Raw genomic sequence first — 17,415 nt, forward strand, 5'->3', positions numbered from 1 at the left:
ATGCCCATGGCCGAGATCCTGGTGATCGACGACGACCCCGACATCCGCGACCTGCTCTTCGCAGCCCTGAGCGGAGCCGGTCACGCCGTGCGGGTCGCCGCTGACGGCTACGCCGGGATGGCGGCCGCAAGTGGCCTGACACCCGACCTGGTGGTGCTCGACTGGATGCTGCCCGAGCACAGCGGCCTGGAGATCTGCAAGGCCCTGCGCGCCGACCAGACCCTGGCCGACGTGCGGGTCCTCATGCTCTCGGCCCGGGGCACGGAGTCGGACATCGAGTTCGGCCACGCGGCCGGGGCCGACAGTTACATCGTGAAGCCCTTCAGCCCCCGCGCCCTGGTCTGGCGGGTGGAGTCGATGCTGGCCCAGGAGCACCAGGTCGTCGACGCGACCCCGGACGAGTAGGCGCTTCTTCCCTCCCAAACCATTCGTGATCATGCAAAATGTCCCCGGTGTTCTAGAACTGTCGAGCGGAGAGTTCTAGAACACCGGGGGCATTTTGCATGATCACGGAGGACTTTGCGGTTGCGGTTACTGACGGACGAGGGCCGCCGGGCGCAGGGCGGGGAGACTGACCGTGAAGGTGGCGCCCTCGTCGGCTGCGCTCTTCACAGCGATCGAGCCCTGGTGCCCGTCGACGATCTGCCGCACCACCGCCAGCCCCAGACCGGTGCCCTGGATCGCCTGCAGCCGGGCCTGTTCGGTGCGGAAGAAACGGGTGAAGAGCTGTTCCTGCTCCTCCACCGGGATCCCGATGCCGGTGTCGGCCACGCTGATATCCACGGTCGGCCGGTCGAGATCGGGCATCGAGGCCGTGACCGTCACCGTCCCGCCGGCTGAGGAGAACTTCACCGCGTTCGAGATCAGGTTCAGCAGTACACGTTCCAGCTGCGACCGATTACCCAGCAGACAGGGCAGGCCGGGGGCGATCTGCACCTCGAGCGCGACCCCCTGCGACTCCATCGCCGGGCCCAGCACGCCCTCGGCCTGGGCGACCAGCTCGGCCACGTCGACTTCCTCGTCCATCCGGGCGGCGATGCCGGAGTCCACGCGCGAGAGGGTCAGGAGATCCTCGACCAGGGTGAGCAGACGACGGGAGTTGCGATCGATCACCTGGATCATGCGCCGGTGCACCTCGTCGGCGTCACCGGCCAGCAGCATCTCCGCGTAGCCGGTGATGCTGGTCAGCGGCGTGCGCAGTTCGTGGCTCACGGTGGCGACGAATTCGCCCTTCAGCCGGTCGAGTTCGCGCAGTTCCTCCTCGACCTGCTTCTGCCGGGAGATATCGACATAGATCGCGCCGATCGCGAAGCGCCGACCGGTTCCGTCGACCACCGGGTAGCGGACGACCAGGTAGGTACGGTCCTCCCCGTCGACCGCCCAGGTCTCCTCGCCCTCCACCTTGTCGGCACCGTCCAGACAGGCTTGTTCCACGGAGGTCAGCTTGCGCCGGTCGTGGGTGATGGGACGGCCGGTGCCACCGGTGGGACGGAGGCGGTCGAACTCGGCGTTGGTGAGCAGAGTTCGACCGGTCGCGTCGCGTACACAGATCGCCGCCGGGGCGTGATCGACCACCCCGCGCAGGATCTCGGCGGTCTCGCGGCGTTCCTGCTCGATCGTCCGGGCCTGGGTGGCCAGGCGGCGCCCGGCCAGGGCGTGCTCGATGGCCGGGGCCAGGCGCACCAGGCGGTCCTTCAGCAGGTAGTCGGTAGCCCCCTGCCGCAGGGAATTGACGCAGGTGCCCTCGTCCATCACCCCGCTGACCACGATCAGGGGAATGTCGACCTGGAGGTCCTGCAACATGCGCAGTGCGTCCGGTGCCGTCATGGACGGCAGGGAGTAGTCGCAGAGCACGATGTCCGGCTGTTCGGCGAGACCGGCGATGAATTCCTCCGGGGTCTCGACGCGCGTCCAGGTCGGTTCGTATCCGGCTCGTTTCAGCTCGAGCAGGAGCAGCTCGGCGTCGTCGGGTCGATCCTCGACGATCAGCAGCCGCAGTGGCGATGGCATTGGTGTCTCCCGTGATGTTTTACCGATACCGCGCTTTCGTGCTCAGTGACCGCCACCGACGAGCACGACCCTCCGATCGCGGGGTGGAAGGTTGTAAACCAGCCAGTACCGACCGATGTCGAGCACCGTCGCGAAGTAGGGCTCGATCTCCACCGGCTTGACGATGTAGCTGTTGGCGCCCAGGCCGTAGCAGGTCTCCAGGTCGCTGTCCTCCGCCGATGACGTCATCATCACCACCGGCACCTCTGCGAGCACCGGGTTCGCGCGGATCTCCCGCAGCACATCGATCCCGGACAGCATCGGCATCTTGATGTCGCACAGCACCGCCCGGGGCAGGTCGTGCGGATCCCGCCCGGCCCAGGGACCGCGGCACAACAGCAGGTCCAGCGCCTCGACGCCGTCATTGGCAGCCTCGACCCGTCCTGGGAAACGCCCCTTGCGCAGAGCGTGCAGCGCCAGCTCCCGGTCGTGCGGACTGTCTTCCACCAGCAGCAGCCAGTCGCTCACCGCAGCTCACCTCCCGGCGCGGGAAGGGTGAAACCCATCGTCGCGCCCACCCCCGGCTCGCCCACGGCAGACAACTGACCGCCGTGCCGCTGCACGATGCGCTGGGAGAGGGCCAGGCCGATGCCGGTCCCGATGAACTCGTCGTTGTGGTGAAGCCGCTGGAACACCTGCCCGATCTTGTCCGCGTACCGCATGTCGAACCCCGCCCCGTTGTCCTTCACCAGATACATCACGGTGTCCGGAACCATCCGCGGATCCGGCCCGCCGCTGGGCTTCTCGTCCTCCTCGGCAACCTCGGCCCGCACCTCGACCCGGGCCGTGTCCTTCCTGCCGGTGTACTTGATGGCGTTGTCCAGCAGATTCATCCACACCTGCCGGATCAGCCGGCGATCCCCGTAGGCCGGCGGCAGCGGGGCCAGCACGAACTCGATCGAGCGGCCCTCACGGGCCGACTCCAGCGAGTTCCAGCACTCCTGGGCCAGCATCCCCATGTCGATCGGCTGCGACTGCATCTGCTGGCGCTGCATGCGCGAGAACGACAGCAGGGCATCGATGAGATTACCCATGTGCTCGGCATTATCGGTGATCTTGGTGAGATACTGCAGAGCCTCGGGCGACATCTGACCGCCGTACTCCTCCGCCATGATCCGGGCAAAACCGCTCATCGCCCGCAGAGGTGCCCGCAGGTCGTGGGAGACGCTGTAGGAGAACGCCTCCAATTCGGAATTGACCGCAGCCAGGTCGGCGTTCTTCTGCTCCAGCTGCACGGTGCGCTCGGCCACGCGCTCCTCCAGCAGCTCGGTCAGCTCCTGGCTGGCCTGCTCGGACGCCCGCTGCTCGGAGACGTCGTGGGTGACCTTGACGTATCCCTGGAGCCGACCCCGATCGTCGCGCATCGCCGAGATCGACGCGTGCGCCCAGAACACCGAGCCGTCACGTCGCACCCGCTTGCCCTCGACATGAATCTTCCCCAGGACCGCGGCATCGGCCAGGATCTGGGCCGGCACCCCGTGGGCCTGGTCGGCCGCGTCGAAGAACGAGGCGTAGGGCAGACCGATCGCCTCGTCGCTGCGGTACCCCTGCATCCGCTCGGCCGCGGCGCTCCAGCTGTGTACCTGGCCGCCGCGGTCGAGCATGATGATCGCGTAGTCCGAGGCCCCCTCGAGCAGACGGGCGAGCCGGTCCAGCTCGTTACGGCTGCGTTCGGCGAACTGCCAGCTGTCGGTGATGTCGGTCCAGATCATCAGTGCACCGAAAGTGCCGTCGTCCAGCTCGACCGGCTGGCCCGACAGCATCATCCGGCGCGGTTCCCCCTCCCGCAGCAGGCGAGCGCTCACCAGCTCCCGCGACAGTGTGGCACCCGCCAGAACCCTGGCCAGAGGTGCCAGTTCAACCGCTTCGTCGACCAGGGGACGCCCGTCGGGCCCGGTGCGCACGGGGCGCACCTGCTGCGCGAACCGTTCGACCCGATCGCCGACGGCGACCCCCAGGGCACCCAGCAGAGGGGTCGCGGCCGGATTGGCGAGCCGCACCACCCGGTGGGAGTCCACGACCATCATGGATGCCTCGGAATTACGCCACAACAGATCGATCAGTGAGTGCCCACCATTGGTCGGTGGAACGAAAGTCGTTGTTGCGGAGGAATCCAGGGGCAGCACCGGGTCGATCACGTCCCCACCCCCGGCTGTCTGGCGGCCATCCACCGAACGGTCTGATGCCCCGTGTCACCAGCCATGTCCGTTGGTCACCAGGCATGTTCGGTGACCGAGGGGATGGGACGTCCGGTGATTGCCTCGTCCACCGCGTCCAGCAGGGCGTGGGCGGCGAACGGTTTGGTCAGGTAGGCGGCACCGAGCTCGTGCCCCCGCAGGATGTCGCGTTCCCGCGCGGAGGCGGAAACGAAGATGGCCGGGATGTCCTCGTGCCCCCGGCGCAGCCGGGTGAGCAGGTCGAAGCCGTCCATGCCGGGCAGGCCGACGTCCAGGACGTAGGCGTCCGGCGCGCCGAACTGGTCCACGGAGTCGAGCGCCAGGTCGGCGTCGGGCATCGCGATGACGCGGTGCCCGACCATGACCAGTCGCATGGAGATCAGGTCACGCACATCCGGGTCGTCCTCGACCACCAGCAGTCGGGCCACGGTGCCTCCTCGTTCGCGGGGATGTTCCGGGGAAGTCGCTTGCCCTGTTCCATCGGCGCGAAGGGGGTACTTCCTTCAGTCCCGGGCCCGGTCACACTCGGATGCCCTATCCGGGTGAGCGCCCGGACGACGCAGTGGCGCGGCCCGCGGTTACGGTCACCACCTGCACAAACGCAGGTGGCGGCCCGCTCGGCGGGCCGCCACACAACTCCACCCGTTCGGCGGAACGACCTACTCAGCCGGCGTAGACGCCCAGCAGATCCAAACGGGTGAGCACGCCGGTCGGCTTGCCGTCCGCGACCACCATCACGGCATCGACCTGCTCCAGCGACTTCCTGACCACTTCGACGGGTTCTCCTGCGCCGACCAGGGGAAGCGGCGCGGACATGTGCTTCTCGACCGGGTCGGCGAGGTTCGCCCGGCCGGTGAACACGGCCTCGAGGAGATCGCGCTCGCTGACCGACCCGGCCACCTCACCCGCCATCACCGGCGGCTCGGCCTTCACCACGGGCATCTGCGAGACGCTGTACTCGCGCAGGATCTCGATGGCGTCGCGCACCGTCTCGGTGGGATGGGTGTGCACCAGGGCGGGCAGGTCACCGGCCTTCGCGTGGAGCACGTCGCCGACGGTCATGCCGCCGTCCTGGCTGAGGAAACCGTAGGAGGCCATCCACTGGTCGTTGAAGATCTTGCCGAGGTAACCGCGTCCACCATCGGGAAGCAGCACGACCAGCACGTCGTCCTTCGTCAGCTTCTCGGCGGCGCGCAGCGCGGCCACCACGGCCATGCCGCAGGAACCACCGACCAGCAGTCCCTCCTCCTTGGCCAGACGACGGGTCATGGCGAACGAGTCGGCGTCGGAGACCGCGATGATCTCGTCGGGGATCGACGGGTCGTAGGCGCTGGGCCAGAAGTCTTCTCCCACACCTTCGACCAAGTAGGGACGCCCGGTGCCCCCGGAGTAGACGGATCCCTCGGGGTCCGCCCCGATCACTTTCACGCGTCCTTCGGACGCTTCCTTGAGGAAGCGGCCGGTACCGGTGATCGTGCCACCGGTACCGACACCGGCGACGAAATGCGTCACCTTGCCGTCAGTGTCGTTCCAGATCTCCGGGCCGGTGGTGGCGAAGTGGCTCGCCGGTCCCTCGGGGTTGGCGTACTGGTTCGGTTTCCAGGCGCCGTCGATCTCCTTCACCAGCCGGTCCGAGACCGAGTAGTAGGAGTCCGGGTGGTCGGGTTCCACCGCGGTCGGGCAGACCACTACCTCGGCGCCGTAGGCGGCCAGCACGTCGCGCTTGTCCTTGCTGACCTTGTCCGGGCAGACGAACACACACTTGTAGCCCTTGCGCTGGGCCACGAGCGCCAGGCCGACCCCGGTGTTTCCGGAGGTGGGCTCGACGATCGTGCCGCCCGGGCGTAGCAGCCCGTCCCTCTCGGCGGCCTCGATCATCCTCAACGCGATGCGGTCCTTCACGGATCCGCCCGGGTTCAGGTACTCCACCTTGGCCAGCACGAGGGGTGCCACGTGCTCGGCGATCCGGCCCAGCCGGACCAGCGGAGTATTGCCCATCAGCTCAACGATCGATTCTGCGTACTTCACGGGCCCATCCAACCCCACGCAGCCGCAGGCGGCGAGGAACTACGGGTTTTGTGATGCCTCTCCGGTCGCGGCCACCACGGACTCGTCACCCGTCCGGGGTGCACGACGCCGCCGGAACGCCGCCCAGCGACCCCGCGGGCCACGCTCGGCTCCGGAGACCTCGATGCCGGACACCTCGGTACCGGCGGTGTCGACGGCCCGGACCGCGGCATGCGCGATGTCGTCGATCCCCTCACCGCGACGGTAGTCGGGCACCCGGTCCCGTTCGCCGGGCAGGTAGCCCAGAGCGGTCGCGACGCTCGGGAGGATCACGTCGGCCACCCGGGCGTAGCCGGTGGCCGAGGGGTGGAACCGGTCGCTCGCGAACATGTCGACCCGGTGGTTGCGGAACTCACCGGCCAGCAGGTCGGCCAGCGACACCGTCGCCCCGCCCGCCTCGACCGTGGCGATGGTCTGCGCGGCCGCCAGCTGGCGACTCAGCCGCTGCGCGATATACCTCAGTGGATGCGGGATTTCCTGGATGGTTCCGAGGTCGGGACAGGTGCCCACGACGACCTCGACGCCGGCGTCGCGCAACCGGCGCACGGACGCCTCGAGCGCGCGCACCGCCACCTGCGGCTTCACCCGGTGGGTCACGTCGTTCGCGCCGACCATGATCACCGCAACGTCGGGTTTGGCCCCCTCTTCGAGGGCGCGCACGGTCTGGCCCTCCAGCTCCCACGACTGACCGCCGACCCGTCCGTACATCCGCATCTCGACCGGGCGCCGGGCGATCGCCGCCAGTCCGGCCGAGATCACCGCCCCGGGCGTCTGGTAGCCGTGGTCGGCCCCCAGGCCCACCGAGGTCGAGTCACCGAGCATGACGAGCTGGACGGGTTCCCCGGGAAAGTCTCCGTAGCGCCCCTCACCGCCGGGACCGGCACTACCGAAGGGCTGGCCGATCACCTTGCGCGCGATCTGCACCTCGGTCAGCAGCAGCCCGTAGGCCGCCGCGCCCACCGCGCCGATACCCCCTCCGCCGAAGGCCGCCGCGGCTGCGATCCTCCGTGCCCTGTCGGCTCGACTCACGTGCGCTCCCATCGCCAGTGGGTAACCAGTACCCCATCCCGCAGTTGAACAGCGCAGGCGTGTTCAGGCAACACCGTAACCACGGCCCGGGAACCAGTTCTGGCTGCCACCCCACCTTCGTCGCCGGGACCCTCTGCGAGACACGCCTCGCCCATGTACTGCAGCAAGCGGACTTTGGGTTTTGATTCCCGAAACAGGTCACGAATCGGCCTACCCCGAACGAAATTCGGTCAGCGACCCACGTGACGAAGATCTAGTAGGTCATACCAGGGCGTGGACGGCGACGATCGCCTCGACCGCGCGGGCCCGGAAGAGATCGCTGCGCTCGCCCCCGCGCAGCAGGTCGTTGCCGAGCACCAGGGCCTGGTCGGCCAGGGCGTGGGCCTTCAGCACGGGCAGCTCGCGACGCGGTTCACCGTCGGCCTCGGCGGTCAGGTCGGCCATCTGCTGCAGCCCGGCGCGGACCTGGGTGAGCAGTTGCGCGGCCTCCTCGCCCTGCCGGGCGGCCAGGCGGGGGCCGACCACCCGCAGCCGGTCGGCCAGACGGTCGAGCCGTTTCACGGCCTCGTCGTGGGTGGGGCTCAGCGCTTCAGACATGGTGGAAGGTTCTCACTGCAGCTCGAACCCCCGCTGCCGCTCCCAGTCCGTGACCACCGCGCCGAACGCGGCGAGCTCGGCGTCGGCCGCTCGCAGGCACATGGCCACGACATCCTCACCGAAGGCGTTGCGGGCGAGGTCGGACCCGGCGAAAGCCTGACGGGCGGCCGTGAGGGTGGCCGGCAGCCGGGCCAGACCGGGGGCGCGGGGGTCACCGATCAGTGGTTGTTCCAGGGGCAGGCCCGCGCGGATGCCGTACAGGCCCCCGGCGAGCATGCCGGCCAGGGCCAGATAGGGGTTCACGTCGGCACCGGGCACCCGGTTCTGCACGCGCAGGCTCTCGCCCCGGCCAGTCACCCGCAGGGCGCCCGCCGTTCCGTTCTCACCCCAGGTGATCGTGCTGTTGCCGGGCCGGAACCGCTTGTACGAGTTCACCGTGGGCGCGTAGAGCAGGGTGAAGTCGCGCAGGGTGGCCAGCACCCCGGCGACGAAGCTGCGCAGGACCGCGCTGCGCCCGTCGGAGAAGTCCTGGTTGGCGGAGTCGGCGAAGACGAACGCACCGTCCAGGCCGCGCAGGCTCATCGAGATCCGGGCCCCGTTGCCGGGCCCTTCGTCGTAGCGCGCCATGAAGGTCAGGGCCTTGTCGTGGCGCCCGGCCAGCTCGGTCGCGGCGGTGCGGAACACGACGTGATGGTCGGCCGTGCGGATCAGGCCGTCGTGCCGGAAGGCGACGTCGTATTGCCCAGGCACGCCGGTGCCGTGTGACGTCTGCACCGTCAGCCCCGAGTTGTAGGCGGTCTGGCGCAGATCGCGCAGGAGCTCCTCGTCCACGTTGGTGCCGCCCAGGGCACTCCCGCCGGTGGCCCGGGGCAGACCGGACCAGTTCCGCCCGGCCGCCTCGGCGTAGCTCGTGCCGAACACGCCGAACTGCACGGAGATCGCGCCGGTGGGCACCACCCCGAGGTCGGCGGCATCCTGCACCTGGGCCGCGAGCACCTGCCGGGGAGCCGTGCGCACCGGCAGGCCGTCGGCGCGGAACAGGTCGCCCTGCACCATCACCGACCCGGCCAGCCAGGGTGCGGGCCGCAACGTCGACGGGTCGGGCCGCAGCACCAGGGCGCCGGGCGACACCGCCAGACCCGCCGACCCCAGGTTCAGGCCGTCGGTAAGGACCGACCCGGAGAAGTGCCGGGCGTGCACCCGCTCACCCTGCAACCGTCCGGCCGGGTCGGTCCACGTCACCACCACGGTGTCGACGTGTCCCGAACTCACCAGACGCTCGAACTCGTCCAGCTCCAACGGTGCGGCCATCGCGGAAGTCCCTTCCCCGGGTCGTCGAACGACGATGAGCTAACGACGATGAGCTCTCGTGATCATGCAATCCCCCACCTGTCCGGGTTCGGGAAAGGCTTGCCTGATCACGAACGGTTCGGTGGTGCCGTCAGGTAGCCGCGCTCGGTCAGCAGCGACCAGACCTGGTCGACCGCGTCCTCGACGGTGATGCCGGTGGTGTCGATGCGCAGTTCGGGATCGACCGGGATCTCATAGGGCGAGGAGATCCCGGTGAAATCAGCGATCTCGCCCCGCCGGGCCTTGGCGTACAGGCCCTTGCGGTCGCGGCGCTCGCACTCCTCGAGCGGGGTGGCGACGTGCACGAGCACGAAGTCACCGGCCTGCTGGACCTCGGTCCGCACCTGCGCACGCACTGCCTCGAACGGCGCGATCGGCGCGCAGACCGCCAGGCCGCCGTGCCGGGTGATCTCGGCGGCGACGTAGCCGATGCGCCGGATGTTCAGGTCGCGGTCGGCCCGGCTGAAGGTGAGCCCGGCCGAGAGCATGCGGCGTACCTCGTCACCGTCGAGCAGTGACACGGTGCGCGTGGTGTGGTCGAGCAGCCGTTCGGCCAGGGCCTTGGCCACCGTCGACTTGCCCGAGCCGGACAGGCCGGTGAAGAACAGGGTCAGGCCCCGGCGGTGGGGCGGGGGCACCGCGCGGGCGTACTCACGGGCAAAGGCCGGGTGCAGTTCGCCCTCCCGGCCGTTCGGGGTCTCCGGGATCTCCAGGGTTTCCGGGGTCAGCACGTCGGTGGCCCCGTAACCCCGGGCGACAGCCGTGAGCAGCGCCGCGTCGTCGGTGTGGGTGAGCCAGGGCACCGCGACCAGCACGGCCGTCTCACCCGACTCGGCGGCCACGTCCCGCACGGCCCGCCAGAGGCCGTCGGCCGGCAGCCGAAGCTTGCGACCGGCCCCGGCCACGGCGATCCAGAGCAGGTGGTGCCCGGTCTGCCGGGCCCGATCGCGCACCTCTTCCACGGCCGCTGCGGTGAGCAGCCCGGTGACCGGCACGGCCAGGACCGCGGCGCCCTCCGGGAAAGCGGCCCGTACCTGGGCGGGGGCCTGTCGGGCCGCCCGCGCCGGGCCGTGGGTGAACGGCTTCAACGGTGTGAACTCGGGCAGCGACACGTGCCCGGCGCCCACCGGTTCCGCACCCACCGGCTCCCCGGAACCCGGTCCTCCCGCCACCCGGCGCGTCAGGGTGGCCACCGGCGTCCCCTCGGCATCCTCGAGCGTGACCGCCGCACCGGCGTCCAGGCGCTCCCCCAGATCCGAGGGCACCTCCACGATGCCCGGAGCGACCGGTAAGGCACCGGTCAGCACGAGCTCGGCGATCTCCAGCAACGACTGCGGCGGGTGCCAGCTGAGGGCGGGGCTGTTTTCTTCGGGCACGGTCGCCAGCCTACGTTGTGACGACCGCGCAGACCCGGACAAAGATCGCCCCCGCCAGGAGGAGCCTGGCAGGGGCGATCTGCTTCGAAGCGCTGGTGATCAGTCGTCGCCGCGCAGGATCGCGAGAAGACGCAGGATCTCGACATAGAGCCAGACCAGCGTCACCAGGAGGCCGAAGGCGGCCGTCCAGGCGAACTCCTGGGGCAGTCCGTTGCGGATGCCCTGCTCGACGAAGTCGAAGTCGAGGATCAGGAAGAACGAGGCGAGGGCCACGCCGAAGCCGGCGATCAGCCAGCCCAGCGGGCTGTCGTACGCGTTGTTGCCGGTGATCACGCTGACCAGCAGGTTGATCACGGCGAACGCCATGTACCCGACGCCGGCGATCATCAGCACGCGGGTGAACTTGGGGGTGGCGCGCACGACGTTGAACTTGTACAACGCCAGCATCGAGACGAAGGCACCCAGGGTGCCCAGCACGGCCTGCATGACGATGCCGTCTTGGAACGAGTTGAAGACCAGGCTGATGCCGCCGACGAAGAGGCCCTCGGCCGCCGCATAGACGAACATCAGGGCCGGGCGGATCTTCTTGCTGAACGAGATCACCAGGCTCAGCACGAACCCGACGATCGCGCCACCGAAGGTCACCGGCAACAGGATCGGGTCACTCGGCTCGATCAGTGCGAACACGCCAGCGGCCGCCACGAGCAGCACGGCGAACAGTGATGCGGTGCGCACCACCACGTCGTCGATGGTCATGCGGTCGGTGTTACGCGACCTCGCCGACGGGCTCTCGTACATCCCCTGCAGGTCATCGGCGGTCGGCGTGCGCGTGTCGAACGTCGCGTAACCCCCACGGGCAAACTGCTCACTGCGCCCGAAGACAGGGTTTCTGCTTTCCATCGGTCCTCCGACCGTTTGTTCGCGTCTCCTTCTGCCCGTAGTTCCCACGTCCGGGCCCGGTCGACCTTGTGCGACCGTTGTGAATCTAATGTTCGCCCGGCCGGGGAAGTTCCCGGCCCGAAGATCTTTCTGTGAAGTTTTACCCCACACCCGCCGCGGACCCCCCGCCACACGCCGACCTGCCCGAATGTCCGGGAGATCAGGCCCATAGGTGCCCGGATGATCACCGTGCGCTCCACCGGTCCCACCAATGGGTGACAACGGTGCCAATAGATGCCCCAGTTACGCCTGTGATGGTTGTGTCATGACCGGCCTGTCCCCGATACCCTTCTCGTCCAGGCGATTGCACCGTGGGATGTCGGGGTTTTCGACCTCGCGGTGAGCAATCCTCCCGGAGCGATCAAGGCAGGAGCTAGGTGCAGTCCTTCGTGCTGAGCGACAGCCAACGCGAGGAGAACGAACAGGCCGAGCGCCCTTGGGTGACGTCTCCGGTCCTGTTCGGCGTCCTGGCCCTGCTCGCCCTGCTGGTGCCGGTCCAGGCGCTGGTGTCCGGCGGGGCCACCGGAGTTCTCCATGTGATCGTCGGTGCCGGCGCGATCGCGGCCGGGCTGGCGGGCGTCCTCAAATTCGCACCCACGCGTCGCCGCGGCTGGTACCTGCTGCTCGCCGGAGCCGCGATCTGGTTGCTCGGTGACCTGGTCGCCCTCATCGACGGCGGCACGACCACGGGCAGCCTCCCGGCCCTGTCCGACCTGATCTCGCTGTGCGCCTACCCCCTGCTGGCCGGCGGCACGCTGGACTTCTCCCGGGCCCGGGGCAGCAACCGCGACCACGGCGCCGTGATCGACGCCCTGGTGCTGACCACCAGCCTCGGCGTGGTGATCGGGGTCTTCCTGATCGCCCCGTTGGCCGAGAGCTCGTCGCTCCCCCTGGCGACCAAGACGATCGGCACCGCCTACCTGCTCGGCGACCTGTTCCTGCTCGGCGTGCTGGCCCGGATGTACTCGGTGCCCAGCGCCCGCTCGCTCTCCTACCTCTCACTGGCCTCGGGCATCGCGCTGATGCTGGTGTCGGACACCGGGTACCAGGTGTCGTCGCTGATCTTCTCCACCAGCCGGTCCAGCGGTCTGGTCGAGGCCGGCTGGCTGATCGGTTACCTCCTGATCGGCGCGGCCGCCTGTGCCGCCTCGATGCGCGAACTGGCCGATCCGGAACCGGCCGAGCCCGGCAACACCCTCAGCCGCCGTCGCCAGGCGGCGCTGGTGCTGGCGCTGATCCTGCCCGGCATGGTGCTGCTGGCCGACGGCTTCGCCAGTCAGGCCCGGCACTGGCCGATCATCACCGCCGGCATGCTGCTGGTCTGCCTGCTCATGCTGGTCCGCATCCTCTGGCTGATCTCGACGGTGCAGGACCAGTCGGTGCGGCTGGAAGGGCTGGTCCGCACCGACGGCCTGACCGGGGCCCCGAACCGGCGCACCTGGGACTACGAGGTCGCGCGCGCCACCGACATGGCCCGGGAGCACGGCACCTCGCTGTGCATCGCGATGATCGACCTGGACAAGTTCAAGTTGTTCAACGACTCCAAGGGACACCAGGCCGGCGACATGCTGCTGCGGGACTCGGTGGCCGCGTGGACCGCCCAGCTGCGCCCGCCGGCCCTGCTCGCGCGCTACGGCGGTGAGGAGTTCGCGCTACTGGCGCCCGGTTTCACCCCTCTGCAGCTGGCCACCGTGCTGGAACGGCTGCGCCAGGTGACGCCGCACGGCCAGACCTTCTCGGCCGGGGTGGCGCAGTGGGACCCATCGACCGACCCGGGCCGCGCCGTGGCCGCCGCCGACGAGGCGCTGTACGCGGCCAAACGGGCCGGCCGCGACCGGGTGGTGATCGCCGGTGACGAACCCCCCGCCGGACCGCCGACCGGGCCGATCTCGTTCACCTCGATCACCGTCAAGGCCGACCCGATCAAGCCCTACGACGAGTCCGGCCCGCCCGTGACCTCCCGCCGGGGCCGGCGCCGGGTGCACCGCATGCCGAGCTTCGAGATGGTCACCCAGCCGATCGTCGACCTGCGGGTGCAACAGGTCTGCGCGCACGAGGCGCTGGCCCGCTTCGACGCCCTGGGGACCTCCCTGCCGACCAGCGAGGTCTTCCGGCAGGCCTACCGCGAGGGATTCGGCGACCTGCTGGAACTGGCGGCGATCCAGGCCGCGCTCGACCTGCCCGGCCGACCGCCGGGCCACGGCCTGTACGTCAACGCCTCGGCCCGGGCGCTGATGACTGCCCGGATGCGGACCGGCCTGCCCGACGACCTGTCCGGGATCACGATCGAGCTCAGCGAGGACCCGGGCGACGTCGACATGAACGACCTCGTTCGTGTCATCAACGACCTGCGCGACCGGGGCGCCGGCATCGCCCTGGACGACGTCGGCGCCGGGGCCCAGGAGTTCGCCCGGCTGGCCATGCTGCAACCCGACATGGTGAAGATCGACCGCACGCTCGTGGTGGGCTGCGCGGTCGACCCGGGACGCACCGCGGTGGTGCGGGGCCTGGTCGTCTACGCCGAGATGATGGGCTCACTGATCTGCGCCGAGGGCGCCGAGACCGCCGCCGACCTGGACCATCTCGCCGCCCTCGGGGTGACGCACGCCCAGGGCAACCTGCTCGCCGAGCCGAAGAAGGGCTGGCAGACCCTGAAGCCCCCACCGGCCTTCGACTTCACGTCCGATCCGCCGACCTCCTTCGCGTCGGCGGCCAGCTTCGCACCCGGGACCACCTTCGAGCCGGCCACCGCCCTGGACCCGTCGACCACCTTCGAGCCGGAGGCCACCTTCGAGCCGGAGACCACCTTCGAGCCGGAGACCACCTGGACCTTCCGGCCGCCCGGCTACGACGACCCGGACGCGACCAGCCCGATGGTGATCCGCCGGGATCCCGAGGAGTAGGGCAGGTCCGCTCCACGCCGCCGGCTCCAGCCTGTACAACGCCAGGGAGAACGGCCGCGCCCGGGTCGGGCGGGCCGTCCCCATCGCCTAGCTCTTGACGAACACCGGCATGGTGTCCAGACCGGTGGTGATCTGCGCGGTACTGCCACCCTTGTACTTCTTCCCGGTGAAGTAGTCCTTCCAGGTGCTGCCCGGCGGGAACCAGACCGACGTGGTGGCACTCGTGCCGGCGGTGGTCACCGGGGCGACGAGAAGGTCCGGTCCGTAGAGGTACTCGGACCCGGCGGAGGCGTACGCCTCCTGCTCACCGGGGTAGGCCAGGTAGAGCGGACGGACGATCGGCGTACCGGTGCGGGTCGCCTCCTGCGCGGCCGCGTAGGTGTACGGCTGAAGCTTCTTGCGTAGTTTCAGGAACTTCTCGGCCGAGGCCTGCGCCGCCGGTCCGTACTGCCACGGGAGCCGGTCGCTGTGGTTGGAGTGCAGCCGGTCGATCGGCTGGAAGGTGCCGAGCTGCACCCAGCGGGCGTACAGGTCGTCGGGCAGCTTCGTGCTGCCCGGTTCCGAACCCGGCTCCTGCAGGCCGCCGGTGTGCCCGCCGATGTCGTGGCTGATCGCCGCCAGCCCGGTCGCCGCCGACTCACCCGGCGTGTAACCGACCTGTGCCTGCAGGGTTTCCCAGGTCGAGAGGGTGTCACCGGTGAAGTGCAGCGTGGTGCGCTTGTCGGCCCACGGCCCGGTCGCCACCGACGCCGGGTTCGAGTACCCACCCGCCTGCAAGGAGCCGTAGGCCCGGCTGAACGCGAAACCGTTGCGCTCGGCGTACTGCTGGTTGATCCAGGCATCCGGGGTCACCCCGGCCAGTGACGAGCTGGAGGCGTCGCAGCACCAGTCGAGCCACCAGAAGTCCACGCCCTGCTTCTCGATGTCGTCGTGCAGGTCGAGATAGGCCGCCAGCTGGTCAGGATCGCCCCAGTCGAAGCTGTAACAGTCCGCGCCGCCGTTGCAGCCGGTGCGCTTGAGCTTTCCCTTCGCCGTTGCCTGGGCGGCGGCGAACTTCGGGTCGCTGCCCAGGATGCTCGGGTGGATGTTCCAGGTGGTGTGCAGGCCCTGGGCGTGGAGCCAGTCGTTGAAACCCTTCGGGTCGGGGAACCTGGTCTCGTCGATCGACCACCCGTTCCACCGATCCGGCTTCTTGAAGTCGGTGTCCACCACCAGCACGTCCAGCGGCACCTTCTCCTTCTGGAAACGCCGGACGATCTCCTGGAACTGCGCCGCCGTACGGTCGTAGTACTCCGCGTACCAGACGCCGTAGGCCCATTTCGGCAGCGTCAGGGTCGGCCCGGTCAGCTTCGACAGGTCGCTCAGGCCGGTCGAGTAGTCCTGCCCGTACCCGAACACGTAGCCGTCCTGGTACCCGCCGGCATGAGAGGCGCGCTGCGTCACCTTTTTCGTGGCCGGGTTCCACAGGGCGGACGCGGTGTCGTCGAGCAGCGACCAGCCGTCCTGGTAGAGAAGGCCCGGGGTGGACTTGGCGTCGCCGTTCACCCCGTCGAGCCCGCGCCGATAGCCGCCCAGCGGGGCGTGGGGCACGAGAAGAGTTTCGCCGGTGGTGGTCAGGGCCACCGTGTCGATGTTCACGTGGCAGCTGTCCTCGGCCGGGCAGCCCAGTTTCACGGTGTTGGTGCCGGCGGCGAGGGTGACCGGGGCGGTCACGGTGCGCCAGTGGTCCCAGCCACTGGTCGCCTTCAGGTCAAGGGTGGACGCGGTGGCGCTCCCGACCTGGACGGCGACGGTTCGCGTCTGCACCGGCTGAGAACCTGCCTTGGCATTGGCGTACCGCAGCTGCAGCTGGTACTTCCCGGCCTTCGGCACCCCGTTCACGGTGATCGTGTCCGACGACTCGGCCCGTTCCATCCCGGCAACGAAACCCTTGCCGGAGTAGCCGTTGTGATCGTCCGCAATTTTTGCCCCGCCGGCGAGCACCCCGGTGTCCGCCTCGCAGACCGTGCCGAAGGAACAGGGCTGCGGAATCGGGACCGAAGGGGCCGGATAGGCCGCCCCGGTCTCGGTGAGGGCCAGGCTGTCGACGTTGACCTGGCCCGACTCGGCCGGTCCACGCACGATCGTCACCTCGTGGCGCCCCGCCGACAGAGTCACCGGCACGTTCACCACGGCCCAGGTGTCCCAGGAACCGGTGGGCGCCAGGGCGAACTGCTGCCCGGCGTCGCCGTCCACCACCGCACGCAGCGTGCGGCCGGTCACCTGCCCGTCGCCGCCCCGGTCGTTCGCGTACCGCACCGCCAGCTGGAAGGTTCCGCTGCTCGGGGCGTTCACCGAGAACCGCAGCGAACTGCCGGGCGCCTCGTACCCGGCAGCGAAACCACCACCGGTGTAGCCGCTGTGATCGGTAGCCCGGGCCAGTCCGTCGAGGGAGAGCGCCTCGGCCTCGCAGAGGGTGGCGAAGGCGCAGGCCACGGCCCCCTGCCCGGCCCAGGGCGCTGCCTGCACCGACTGCCGGCCGGCCGTCAGTCTCACCTGGAGGTTGTCGGCGGCGAAAGCCCCCGACCCGGTGCGATAACGCAAGGTCATCTCGCCGGTGTCGATGGTCAGCCAGCCGTTGCCCGTGCGGGTGGTGAAGCGGGGAGACGTGAATTTCGTGCGGCCGACGACGTTGAAAGTGCCTGCGTCGACGAACTTCGCGTCTCCCGCGAACTCGGTGCGGATCAGCGTGGGCGACAGCACCTGGAACCGGGCCGACCCCGAGGTCACCACGGACCGGTCGGGGGCCCGCTCAGCCGCTTGAGCTGTCTGAGCCGCTTGAGCCGAAGGGACGGGGGCGAGCAACACCGCTGTCAGGCCGAGAGCCAGCAGCAGCCGAGATCTTCCTTGACCGGGCATCCCGTCATTCTGCATGAATCACATGATTTC

Annotated in this window: 13 protein-coding genes; 2 read left to right on the plus strand and 11 right to left on the minus strand. The window is 69.4% G+C overall.

Annotation, left to right across the window (positions count from 1 at the left end):
* The first annotated feature begins 6 nt into the window (after positions 1–6).
* Entirely contained in the window at positions 7–405 is a 399-nt protein-coding gene (locus QSK05_RS09895; RefSeq protein WP_285596329.1) for a response regulator transcription factor, read from the plus strand.
* Positions 406–531: 126 nt separating this feature from the next.
* Here the strand turns inward: QSK05_RS09895 and QSK05_RS09900 are convergent, their stop codons facing one another.
* From QSK05_RS09900 to QSK05_RS09945, 10 genes are all read right to left on the minus strand, one after another.
* Positions 532–2,010, minus strand: a complete 1,479-nt coding sequence (locus tag QSK05_RS09900; RefSeq protein WP_285596331.1) for a hybrid sensor histidine kinase/response regulator — start codon at positions 2,008–2,010, stop codon at positions 532–534.
* Between the two features lie 42 nt (positions 2,011–2,052).
* Positions 2,053–2,517, minus strand: coding sequence for a response regulator (locus QSK05_RS09905; RefSeq protein ID WP_285596332.1), 465 nt, complete (start codon positions 2,515–2,517; stop codon positions 2,053–2,055).
* The gene (locus tag QSK05_RS09910) at positions 2,514–4,187 is read right to left on the minus strand and encodes a sensor histidine kinase (protein ID WP_285596333.1); all 1,674 of its coding nucleotides are present in this window, start codon (positions 4,185–4,187) and stop codon (positions 2,514–2,516) included. Before QSK05_RS09910 ends, QSK05_RS09905 begins: the two co-directional genes overlap by 4 nt.
* A gap of 74 nt (positions 4,188–4,261) precedes the next feature.
* The gene (locus QSK05_RS09915; RefSeq protein WP_231485350.1) at positions 4,262–4,654 is read right to left on the minus strand and encodes a response regulator transcription factor; all 393 of its coding nucleotides are present in this window, start codon (positions 4,652–4,654) and stop codon (positions 4,262–4,264) included.
* Between the two features lie 235 nt (positions 4,655–4,889).
* Entirely contained in the window at positions 4,890–6,254 is a 1,365-nt protein-coding gene (locus tag QSK05_RS09920; RefSeq protein WP_285596335.1) for a cystathionine beta-synthase, read from the minus strand.
* A gap of 39 nt (positions 6,255–6,293) precedes the next feature.
* A complete protein-coding gene (locus QSK05_RS09925) occupies positions 6,294–7,322 on the minus strand; it encodes an SGNH/GDSL hydrolase family protein (RefSeq protein ID WP_285596337.1) in 1,029 nt (342 codons plus the stop codon).
* Between the two features lie 261 nt (positions 7,323–7,583).
* Entirely contained in the window at positions 7,584–7,919 is a 336-nt protein-coding gene (locus tag QSK05_RS09930; protein WP_285596339.1) for a hypothetical protein, read from the minus strand.
* Between the two features lie 12 nt (positions 7,920–7,931).
* Positions 7,932–9,230, minus strand: a complete 1,299-nt coding sequence (locus QSK05_RS09935) for a glutamine synthetase family protein (RefSeq protein ID WP_285596342.1) — start codon at positions 9,228–9,230, stop codon at positions 7,932–7,934.
* Between the two features lie 107 nt (positions 9,231–9,337).
* Positions 9,338–10,645, minus strand: a complete 1,308-nt coding sequence (gene cysC / locus QSK05_RS09940; protein ID WP_285596344.1) for an adenylyl-sulfate kinase — start codon at positions 10,643–10,645, stop codon at positions 9,338–9,340.
* Between the two features lie 99 nt (positions 10,646–10,744).
* Positions 10,745–11,545 carry a Bax inhibitor-1/YccA family protein gene (locus QSK05_RS09945; protein ID WP_285596346.1) on the minus strand — a complete coding sequence of 267 codons (801 nt, stop codon included), beginning with the start codon at positions 11,543–11,545 and terminating at the stop codon, positions 10,745–10,747.
* A gap of 416 nt (positions 11,546–11,961) precedes the next feature.
* Here QSK05_RS09945 and QSK05_RS09950 point away from each other — a divergent pair, with 416 nt between their 5' ends.
* Positions 11,962–14,487 (plus strand): bifunctional diguanylate cyclase/phosphodiesterase, encoded by a 2,526-nt coding sequence (locus tag QSK05_RS09950; RefSeq protein ID WP_285596348.1) that lies wholly within the window; start codon positions 11,962–11,964, stop codon positions 14,485–14,487.
* A gap of 87 nt (positions 14,488–14,574) precedes the next feature.
* Here QSK05_RS09950 and QSK05_RS09955 read toward each other — a convergent pair whose 3' ends face one another.
* A complete protein-coding gene (locus QSK05_RS09955) occupies positions 14,575–17,400 on the minus strand; it encodes a TIM-barrel domain-containing protein (RefSeq protein WP_285596350.1) in 2,826 nt (941 codons plus the stop codon).
* Positions 17,401–17,415 lie beyond the last annotated feature (15 nt).

The organism is Kineosporia sp. NBRC 101731, from assembly GCF_030269305.1.
Lineage (GTDB): Bacteria > Actinomycetota > Actinomycetes > Actinomycetales > Kineosporiaceae > Kineosporia.